Source organism: Alkalibacillus flavidus (genome assembly GCF_040545925.1).
Classification (GTDB): domain Bacteria; phylum Bacillota; class Bacilli; order Bacillales; family Alkalibacillaceae; genus Alkalibacillus; species Alkalibacillus flavidus.
Genome location: NZ_JBEPMX010000021.1, coordinates 1 through 9,135, shown reverse-complemented (window position 1 = coordinate 9,135; position 9,135 = coordinate 1). Strand labels below are relative to the sequence as shown.

Below are 9,135 nucleotides of genomic sequence, written 5' to 3'. Positions count from 1 at the left end.
ATAGTCATCGAATGAAGAATCGAACTTCCATATTTCAGGAAGAAAGTGTTCAGAATTAATTAGCAAAAAGTGTTCATTTTTACTTGACGCTTACATACGGTTATAATGAGCCAATTTTCACTGATGAACTCAGACCAGAACTGGCTCTTGAAAGCTCTACACTACGTATGAAGTTAAAACGGTTAGCTGATAAAAACAAAATTAAAAGGTATGCCCCAGGAATTTATTTTATTCCAAAGCCTGATGCGTTATTAAACAAGCAAACGTTAAGCTTTAATCAAGTCATACAACGAAAATACTTGTATGAAAACCATAAGCCTATTGGTTACCAAACAGGCATTGCTTTAGCAAACCAATTTAACTTAACATCTCAAACACCAGGTATCTTTGATGTAGTCACGAACAAGGAGACAAGTCGAAAACGCAAAATCAAAATCAATAATTGGCAAGTGATTTTAAGAAAACCAATAAAACCAATTAATGAACAAAACATCAAAATTCTACAAGCATTAGACCTTCTATCAAATTACGATAAGCTTAGTGAAAAATCACCAAGTCAAGGTTATCCAATAATACTGGAACACTTAGCTGGCATGTCTTTACCGAAACACGAATTCGAATCAATTTTGAGTAGCTATCCAGAAACAACCCTTGTTAAGGTCCATGAAAGTGGTTTATATAACCATATTACAAAAGTTTAGGTTGGTATTGGATACTAGTATATACTAGCTATTCATACTTACGATTTTCAATTGCAATATACTTTTCCCTTATTTTAATGCGATTCAATACTTCCTCTAAGTTTTGTTTGTCAGTTGATTTGACTAGCTTTTTTAATTGTGAAGTCGTGTCTTCTGGTTCTTCATAAAAGAATGTATCGGTACTCACATTTAACGTTTCACAAAATAACTGTAGCTCATCTAATGTCGGTTCTTGCTTCTGATTTTCCCATAATAAAACAGCAACACGACTCGTATTTAATTTCTCTGCAATAACTGAACGCGGTTGTTCACCAAGATATTCTTTTAATGTCTCCGCAAATAACTCATGATTAAAACGTTTTATCGACATGACTAACCAACTCCTCCTATTAAAAAGCCCCTAGCTTTCTACTAGGAACTTTAAAACTTAGAATATAATCAACTGAGAACATCTAAAAAATCTTTTTAAGCTTTATAAGACCTTTTCTTATGTTCTAAAAACCCTTTCTTGTATCATAAGAGCGCTTTTCTTATGCTTTAAGAACCTTTTCTTGTGTCTTAAGAACACTTTTCTTATGCTTTAAGAACCTTTTCTTGTGTCTTAAGAACACTTTTCTTATGCTTTAAGAACCCTTCTTGTGTCTTAAGAACACTTTTCTTATGCTTTAAGAACCTTTTCTTGTGTCTTAAGAACACTTTTCTTATGCTTTATGAACCTTTCTTGTGTCTTAAGAACATTTTCTTGTGCTTTAAGAACCCTTTCTTATGTCTCAAGAAATAATTCTTTTCATTTTAATATCATCACAAAGTATCCAAATATAAGTTATTGTCTTCTATGTTCAAAACATCACGCATCATTTTCAACAATATACTTTGACGGTTCTTTCGTTTTATAAGCTTGATTACGATGCTGCGGGGTTTCTGGATAACGCAATTCTAACAAACTGTTTTCAACCAAGGGTCTGATGTGAATACGTCTTAACGCATTCCCTTCCCTGCCTGTTAAATCGGATAATTCATTAATCGTCAGATATTTATACGAACATAAAGTCAATATAATCTCTTGCATTTTCTCTGCCTTTAAACGTTTTGATTCGCGTGCTGTTTCTGCTATATCCCAAAGTTTATCATTTATACTTTCAATATCGAATTCCACTTCTTGGTCTGTCATTTGAATCGAACCATTCTCATCATATAAATCACTAAACACATTAGATAAGGTGTAATACGTCGAGCGACCTTTCCCATTTGATTCCAAAAGGCCTTCTTCAACTAAATTAGATAACCGTTTATTAATTTCAGAAGATGACTCCTGTGTTAAAGCTTGTAAACGAGCGTTCGTCACGTAACCTTCTTCATAGATTTTTACTAACACAAACAACTCTGATTTATCTAATAAATGAAAGCGGTCTTGAAGTAGTATTTTAAATTTATGAACAACATCATTTGGCATTAATGATATTGGCATTAACGTTAATGTTGTTCTCTCAGGTCGAAATTCTTCATGTAATACGGGTTTTTGCCAATGTTGTTCTTCCCATGTTAAATAAATACTTTCAAGACCGTACCCTGAGCGCTCACCGTATCCAAGTTGCGCAAATATCTTAAATATATTGGGATTCCGTGGGTCACTATTACCCCCTTCTATCGCTTTTTCAATTGGCATTCTTAGCGTACCAGGATTAGAGAACCTAAACCCACTTTGTTCTTTCTCAATCACGACACCAACATCCCCGTAATAGTTGGCATGAATAATACTATTCAATACAGCCTCACGAAGTGCCGAATGGACAGGCGTTTCAATTTTTCTAGCTAATGTTTCTTGGTCCAATTCAAAAGGAACATCAATATCGGATACGAGTCGTTGAATTACCTTAAAGAAAAAATCATATAAATTTCCTGACCATGTAGCATCATGGGATGTCACTCGATAGGACCAACGTTCTTTGATATCATCCGACAGCTTTTCACGATAATCTAAGAAAAAATGGGGAAAGTAATCTGTAATGGTGTGCTCTTCACCAAAAACCAATAATCCAGCCACGGTTAGACCTTCTTTATTTGTATTACGGTCATGGCTCCAACCACCGATACGTTTCAAAAAATCTTTATCGCTTAATTCATTCCACTTACTATCCGGTTTCATATTAGAAAATCGTTGACGATAGTTTTTGAATGATTCCATATTCAAATCGTCCCAGCTGAAATTTTCTATAATTTGATTATCTAACGCTTGAGACGATTGTTCCGCAATCATCCGTTTTACTTCTTCTTCACTACAGCTATAATCGCCTTCATAGTTACGTCGCCAGGTATTAATATATGGATTTTGCCCAATATATACTGGCCGTTGTTCACGGTTCGCTCTAGGAACATTGATTTTCAAAATATCCTTACCCTCAACTTTAATTGGTTGCACATCTTCATTGCGCAAAATGTTCTGACTTATTTTTTGTGGGTTATTTATCTGATTCCATAATTCTTGTTGCAGTTTTACAACATCATTCGTTCCAACAGGGAAAAATTCACCTTTCTTTTCCTCAACACCCAGTAAAATAACGCCGCCATCCGTATTGGCAAATGCTGAGTATGTATACCACATTTCTTTTGGCAATGTATTTTCAGCTAATTTACATTCTAACTTTGCATTCTCACCATCACGAATCATCTCCCAAAACGATTCGTTTTCCATAACATCACCTCTCCAAACGAGCAATATCTTACGTTTCATTTTACCCTATCGTACCGTTTTATAAAATAATTTGGACCGGTTACACTTAATTGGACAGTTTCACTAAGGTCATATACACTTGGTTCAAATATAAAAACTGAGGAGAAAACATATGACCAAACGTCAAAGAAGATCGTTTTCAAAGGAATTCAAAGAACAATTAGTACAGCTTTATACGTCAGGAAAGCCTCGTGCTGACATTATTAAAGAATACGAATTAACGTCTTCCACCTTCGATAGGTGGGTCAAGCAATACCGTGATAGCGGGTCCTTTGAAGAAAAAGACAATCGGACACCTGAACAAGAAGAACTTATCCAATTACGCAATAAAAATCAACAACTGGCTATGGAAAATGATATTTTAAAGCAAGCCGCGCTGATCATGGGACGAAAGTAGATGTGATTCGTCAAAACCGTCACAAATACTCGGTATCAGCAATGTGTGACGTCCTACAAATTTCAAGAAGTACGTACTATTATGAATCTCAGGCTCGTGAAAACACCGAGAACGAACTCGTCGAACAGATCGTTCAAATATTTAAAGATAGCCGCCAAAACTATGGTCAGCGAAAAATCCAAGTTGAACTCGCTAAATTAGGGTGGACCGTCTCTCGACGTCGGATCGGACGGATTATGAAAGAGCAAGGTTTAGTATCTAAGTATACGGTTGCCCAATTTAAACCCATGAAATCCCAAGTTAATGAATCTGAGATTGGCAATTCTTTGAATCGTGAGTTTGATCCATCCGAACCCCATAAAGTGATGGTCAGTGACTTAACCTATGTTCGTGTTGGGCATAGCTGGCATTATATTTGTGTGCTGGTCGATTTATATAATCGTGAGATTATTGGACATAGTACTGGGCCACATAAGGATGCAGCGTTAGTTCACCGTGCATTTGCATCTGTTCAGAAAGACCTTCGTCCATTTCAATTGTTCCACACGGACCGTGGAAGTGAATTTAAAAACGCGACCATTGATGGGGCTCTTGATTCGTTTGATATTGAACGATCCTTAAGCAACAAAGGTAATCCGTATGACAACGCCGTTGCTGAGGCCACGTTTAAAGCCATCAAAATAGAGTTTGTCAGGGGTTCCCATTTTATTAACCAACAAGAACTTGACCTTGAATTATTTGATTTTGTGAACTGGTACAATCACATTCGCATCCATGGATCACTGGATTATTTAACACCTGCTGAGTTCAAGTCAAAAGACCTTAACGTTTTTGTCTAGTTTAGTGTTGACATACCATGATGAACTGGTTCCTGCCTTTCCTTCTTTGTTTCTTTCTTTTGGTTCCGATTAGCTTGATGAATAAAACGATGATGGTCGGCATCAAATTTAAATTGACTACGTGCCATAAACCGAATGAGATTTTTCGGCTGGCTATAACCTAACTCATCCGATATAACTTCTAATGGTTTGCCTTGTTCCGTTAAATCGATAACACGCTTTATTTTTTCATCTTTCGATAAGGATACGGTTTGCGTTGTCATTAACATCACCTCATAACTTAATGATTAATTAAATGAAAAGCCCGGGCTGGTTTCTTATTAACTAATTCTTGTTCAAACAATGCTGGGCTTGCTTCAATAAATAACTGTTCAGCTTCTTTGACCTTGTGCTTGTCTGGAACTGGGAAAGAAACAAGGACTTTAAAAATGAGATTGCCTTCTAAGAACAATGCTTGAAGTTGTTTGTTGGGATGTTTATTCATTTGAAGTAACGAGCGGTGATGGGCAATCCGAGAGCGCATGTTGATACTCGAACCGACATAAACACGGCCACTTTCAGTATCCTCTAGGATGTAAACGCCCGCTAATTCGGGCACATGGTCATTCGGCAAATACTTAATGTTATTTTGTAACAACGTCATCAACTCCTTGTAAGGTTTGAACTATGTAACTTAGTCCCTTTGAACCTTAAGTTATAGAAAAAAAGACAGTTAATTCAACAACAAAATCATTGAATCTAACTGTCGATTAAAAAAATATAATGATGTTAAACCCTGTCATAACAGGCTTTATGAACAATAATGTAAAAAATAAAAAGCTGACTTAACTGTCATTGGATAAAATGCTCGATTTCTAACAAAAAACATCTTTTTAAAGTAAAGTGTTGAAAAATGAAAGGATGTTTAATGGATGAAAACGGGGAAGGTATCAATCAAATCGATTAACGGGCATTTATATGTTTATTCTTGGCAGTATGTACCTGTTCATTTACGGAACAATCCAGATTCCAAATATAAATGGCTCTATATTGGGCCATTACATTCCCAGGAAGTTGATGATTTTATCCATTCTTTATCTGAAGAAGACCAAGAGCAAATCTTTGAGATGATTGAGGAAAGAAAACAATATCTGCATGACATCGAACGAATAAAACAACAGTTGTTGAAGCAAAAACCAACCAAAACAGAATATGAACGCATCAAACAAATCAACAACACGAAAAACCGCAACAAACAGTTACACGAGTTCGATAAAAAGTTAAATCGCCTATCAAAAAAGAAACTCCAAAACCAATACTCGAAATCTTAAGACCTTAAAACCAAGTTCCCAAGGTTTTTAAAAGCAACAATAGAAACCATCGTCATCTTTTAAATAAGGTGACGTTTTTTAATAGATTTAAATACTATTTAATCAAGGCAAAACAATTTTAGAAATGGTTGTCATAAAATATTAAATCAATGTTATATATGTTAAAATATTTGTCAAATTATTTTAAATACTATTAAAAATGAAAGGATGCTTACCTATGGCTAATGATGAAGAAAACAACAATCAACAAGAACTCGATAACGTCATTGAATTTCCATCTTCCGTTAAGGTCCAAATTGTTATAAAGGACGATGGGTCGGGTGGATGGTCGACTCATACATATCCTGGTTATGGTGATGTTGTGCACGAAGTTGATGTCAATGTCGATAAAGAAACATTGGATATGTTTAATTTAAAGCCGAAGAACGTCATGGGCAAAGCCTTGTCCATTTCCAAACGTGCTTACGAAGGTTATAACTATTATGTTGACAGACAGCTCGGAATTATTTTAACCATTTTTTCAGATGGTCATGATTTAAGCGTTGAAGAGATTGTTCCTTTTGATTTTTATAACCCTGAAGGTTTAGAAGTTGAAGTATTTCATCAGCCAGGTGCAGAAGATACATAATATAATCTCGTTGCAATAGATTGTACTGTAACTTTGCACAAATCTGTACTGATGATTGCACAACACCTATGACATGAATCGATTGAAACACTTTTAATCACATCGGTTAAAAGTGTTTTATTTTTATGCCTTAACTGTTATTTGAATCGGCTCATTCATCAGCTATGCTTAGAACAAATTCATTTTATAAAGGAGTGCTTAGAACCATGTCGTCATATGATATTCATGATATCCAAATCAAAGGCAATCAAGCCAGTCTATCAACGATTAAGAACCTACTGATTGTGAGCAACAATTTAGTTTCTTTTAACCGAGTGAATACTATTTTTCAAGATACATATAACGTAGAAGCGTTTCACAAACTGCAGTATTGTTTATTACTTGAACAAGAGTTTGGGATTAACGAACTGACCATCAAATACTTAAATCCGAACAAACACCTTAATATTTTATTTCAATTTATAAGTGAAACATTCGATGATATTATTATTTTTTACACAGTGATTGATACTTCGGACTTCAATAAAATACTACATATCATAGCAGATGGCCAATACCATACCACTGATTCTATTGATGTGACTGACATGATACATAACCGCTATTATTAAATAACGTTTAATATTATCTGTTCCATTTCAAATATTGATAAATAAAACGCCGTCAAATTATATTAGATTGAATTAAATTTAATAAAAAACGGTTAAATCATATTAAATATCATCATATAAAGAAACCATAAATCTTAAAAGTCAAAAGCTTTAAGCTCTCTTGGCGAGAGCTCTTTTTAAAAAGAAATGCGCTTTTTAAAAAGGAATGTTTCACGCCTTTCGCCTTTGAATTTTTTATTCAGAAGCCGACGCTTTTAACGCACTTGAATTTAACATAACAATGTTTACTTCCAACAATCATAATTCTATAAATCAACAAATCCTACTATCATTTATCAAATAAACCATAACAACTGTCGTCATACCAACACTTAACACTATTATGATATCTCATAATTTAAGATGTAATGTATCAATAGATTCATTTTCAATATAATCAAATCATCTATTTCGACACTTTCAAATGAATCAATCTAACACTAATGATTGTCACTCAAATCATTTAACCATAAATCAAAATGACGAACGATTTATTCTATCAATATATAAGACATACCCTTATTTAATTATTAATCATAAAGTCATCATAACAATGTTTTAATAACAAAATCCTAAAACCTCAAATATATGAATTGAAATATTTTAATATTGGATATAAACAAAAGTTCAAAACCTAGAAAAGAAGGAAGAACAACAACATATCCTTTTTTCCGTCCCGTCGCTTTTCAAGCCATTTTTGAACGAACGGTAAAGAACATCATATAATATAGAACAGACCAAAATAGAGAAAATAACTTCTATCGTATGGACAAGTTGAAGAAAAGCGATGAAAAACGGGAATAAAAAAGGAATAAATTGTTCAGTTTTGGAGTACAAAGAATTGAAATGTATTATGTAATGTGCGTTGAATTGCATAGCAATTTGATGCTCATTTTTCAGCGTAATATCAATGTTTATTTGTATTTTGAGCAGGTAATTACAAAGCGAAATGCAACCTAAGTTGCAAACATAAATAATTATTGAAGACCTCCATAATCACGTGCAAAAACTAATGCAAATTAGACAACAAAAAAGAGCAAATTCCTTACTGGAAAATGCTCATTCTTTTTAAACTAACGCTTCCGTTAGTTGGATAAGAAATTATTATTTATCAATTATTTAATTCGTATTTCAATTTCATCTTCGTGTTCTTTTAACAACGCATCAATTGTTTGTTGTATATCGTCATTCAATTCTTCAGCTTCTTCTTCTGTTTCAGGTTGCTTATCGCCAAAATGTTCTTTAAAAAATTCATTTGCATAGGCACTTCTCTTAGCACTTCTCTCAATATACTCCTTATGATACTCTTTTGGCTTCATATCAAATCTCTCAGCCTGAGCCTTTGCAAACTCTCTAATTTCATTTGCTTCATCAGTATCAACATTTTCAGGAGGATACTGACCAAAAGATTCAATTGAGCTTTCGACTTCATCTGATACATCGATTCCCATTTTCTTAGCTTCTTGAATAACAACAGTTTCCCTAACCATTGACTCAACAACTTCAGGTAAATCTTCATCTTCCACTTCAACTAAAAAACGAATGTCCCCAACTGTTATTTCTTCTCCCCTTACAATAGCGGCTACTTCGTCATTGTCACATGTGGCTGAGCCTGAACATCCCACTATAAAACTTAAACTTATCAAAATAATACTACTAATCAATTTGTTCATTGGTTCACCCCTAAGTCTTTATAAGTATCAACTTTGTGATAAAAGACTTCTTCAACAATCCTGCGATTTAGTTTAAGAAAATCTTTTAACTCATTTTACCATAAAAATACCAGAGAGTGTAAAATATTTTGTGTAAATAGAATATGACCACGTGATGGTATAGAAAAAGGAAGACCCTTTCTGTAGAATAAAGTTAGCACACAACA

At 34.1% G+C, this 9,135-nt stretch carries 10 protein-coding genes; 5 read left to right on the top strand and 5 right to left on the bottom strand.

The genetic code is table 11. The features are described from left to right. Window positions 1–83 precede the first annotated feature (83 nt). Window positions 84–701, top strand: coding sequence for a DUF6088 family protein (locus ABID56_RS12810; protein WP_354221839.1), 618 nt, complete (start codon window positions 84–86; stop codon window positions 699–701). A gap of 28 nt (window positions 702–729) precedes the next feature. Here ABID56_RS12810 and ABID56_RS12805 read toward each other — a convergent pair whose 3' ends face one another. Beyond that, on the bottom strand, window positions 730–1,071 hold the full coding sequence (locus ABID56_RS12805) for a helix-turn-helix domain-containing protein (protein ID WP_354221837.1): 342 nt from the start codon (window positions 1,069–1,071) through the stop codon (window positions 730–732). A 477-nt stretch (window positions 1,072–1,548) separates the two neighbouring features. Further along, the gene (locus ABID56_RS12800; RefSeq protein ID WP_354221835.1) at window positions 1,549–3,393 is read right to left on the bottom strand and encodes a DUF8451 domain-containing protein; all 1,845 of its coding nucleotides are present in this window, start codon (window positions 3,391–3,393) and stop codon (window positions 1,549–1,551) included. 151 nt (window positions 3,394–3,544) lie between these two features. Here ABID56_RS12800 and ABID56_RS12795 point away from each other — a divergent pair. Beyond that, window positions 3,545–4,668 (top strand): IS3 family transposase gene (locus tag ABID56_RS12795; RefSeq protein WP_354221833.1). Its coding sequence is split into 2 segments (ribosomal slippage): window positions 3,545–3,794 and window positions 3,794–4,668, totalling 1,125 coding nucleotides; the frame shifts between segments, so codons are not numbered across the junction. Here ABID56_RS12795 and ABID56_RS12790 read toward each other — a convergent pair. After that, complete coding sequence (locus tag ABID56_RS12790; RefSeq protein WP_354221831.1) at window positions 4,665–4,931, bottom strand: hypothetical protein; 267 nt, start codon at window positions 4,929–4,931, stop codon at window positions 4,665–4,667. The genes ABID56_RS12795 and ABID56_RS12790 overlap by 4 nt on opposite strands. Window positions 4,932–4,948: 17 nt before the next feature. Continuing rightward, window positions 4,949–5,305, bottom strand: a complete 357-nt coding sequence (locus tag ABID56_RS12785; RefSeq protein ID WP_354221829.1) for a GIY-YIG nuclease family protein — start codon at window positions 5,303–5,305, stop codon at window positions 4,949–4,951. Window positions 5,306–5,579: 274 nt separating this feature from the next. Here ABID56_RS12785 and ABID56_RS12780 point away from each other — a divergent pair, with 274 nt between their 5' ends. The 3 genes from ABID56_RS12780 to ABID56_RS12770 all read left to right on the top strand — a co-directional run bounded on the left by ABID56_RS12780 (window position 5,580) and on the right by ABID56_RS12770 (window position 7,217). Continuing rightward, a complete protein-coding gene (locus ABID56_RS12780; RefSeq protein ID WP_354221827.1) occupies window positions 5,580–5,978 on the top strand; it encodes a hypothetical protein in 399 nt (132 codons plus the stop codon). Between the two features lie 217 nt (window positions 5,979–6,195). Then, window positions 6,196–6,606 carry a hypothetical protein gene (locus ABID56_RS12775; RefSeq protein WP_354221825.1) on the top strand — a complete coding sequence of 137 codons (411 nt, stop codon included), beginning with the start codon at window positions 6,196–6,198 and terminating at the stop codon, window positions 6,604–6,606. A gap of 206 nt (window positions 6,607–6,812) precedes the next feature. Continuing rightward, a complete protein-coding gene (locus ABID56_RS12770) occupies window positions 6,813–7,217 on the top strand; it encodes a hypothetical protein (RefSeq protein WP_354221823.1) in 405 nt (134 codons plus the stop codon). Window positions 7,218–8,371: 1,154 nt separating this feature from the next. Here ABID56_RS12770 and ABID56_RS12765 read toward each other — a convergent pair. Further along, window positions 8,372–8,929, bottom strand: a complete 558-nt coding sequence (locus ABID56_RS12765; RefSeq protein ID WP_354221821.1) for a SurA N-terminal domain-containing protein — start codon at window positions 8,927–8,929, stop codon at window positions 8,372–8,374. Window positions 8,930–9,135 lie beyond the last annotated feature (206 nt).

What these genes read in the sequence shown, in the direction of transcription:
- ABID56_RS12800 (WP_354221835.1), bottom strand. Translation starts at nt 3,393, where the DNA reads ATGGAAAACGAATCGTTTTGGGAGATGATTCGTGATGGTGAGAATGCA.
- ABID56_RS12770 (WP_354221823.1), top strand. Translation starts at nt 6,813, where the DNA reads ATGTCGTCATATGATATTCATGATATCCAAATCAAAGGCAATCAAGCC.
- ABID56_RS12775 (WP_354221825.1), top strand. Translation starts at nt 6,196, where the DNA reads ATGGCTAATGATGAAGAAAACAACAATCAACAAGAACTCGATAACGTC.
- ABID56_RS12765 (WP_354221821.1), bottom strand. Translation starts at nt 8,929, where the DNA reads ATGAACAAATTGATTAGTAGTATTATTTTGATAAGTTTAAGTTTTATA.
- ABID56_RS12780 (WP_354221827.1), top strand. Translation starts at nt 5,580, where the DNA reads ATGAAAACGGGGAAGGTATCAATCAAATCGATTAACGGGCATTTATAT.
- ABID56_RS12805 (WP_354221837.1), bottom strand. Translation starts at nt 1,071, where the DNA reads ATGTCGATAAAACGTTTTAATCATGAGTTATTTGCGGAGACATTAAAA.
- ABID56_RS12790 (WP_354221831.1), bottom strand. Translation starts at nt 4,931, where the DNA reads ATGACAACGCAAACCGTATCCTTATCGAAAGATGAAAAAATAAAGCGT.